The organism is Pseudomonas sp. RA_35y_Pfl2_P32 (assembly GCF_963970735.1).
Classification (GTDB): domain Bacteria; phylum Pseudomonadota; class Gammaproteobacteria; order Pseudomonadales; family Pseudomonadaceae; genus Aquipseudomonas.
Genome location: NZ_CAXAQF010000430.1, coordinates 1 through 255 on the forward strand (window position 1 = coordinate 1; position 255 = coordinate 255).

Genomic DNA, 255 nt, shown 5'->3' on the forward strand with positions numbered 1-255 from the left:
GCGTTCATCGCGCTTGGCCCCGCATCGAATACAGTGTGGTGTGCCGCAATTGCCCAAGCGATCCTCGCCAACTTGTTGGCTAGCGCGCAGACCACGTGGTTGGAGTGATGGTGGGTCGCTATCAAATGACGGACCCACTCCGCCAGCGCGCCTTTCTGTCGATCCAGATGCATCAAGTAAACCCGGGCGCACTGGATCAGCAGCCGTCTCTGGTTTCTGTCTCCACGTTTGCTGATACCTAAAAGTACAGTTTTC

The 255-nt window shown here is 56.5% G+C and carries 1 pseudogene; it reads right to left on the bottom strand.

Annotated features, from left to right (window positions below):
• Nucleotides 1-255 (bottom strand): annotated as a pseudogene (locus AACY45_RS29025) (IS110 family transposase); the annotation flags it as partial.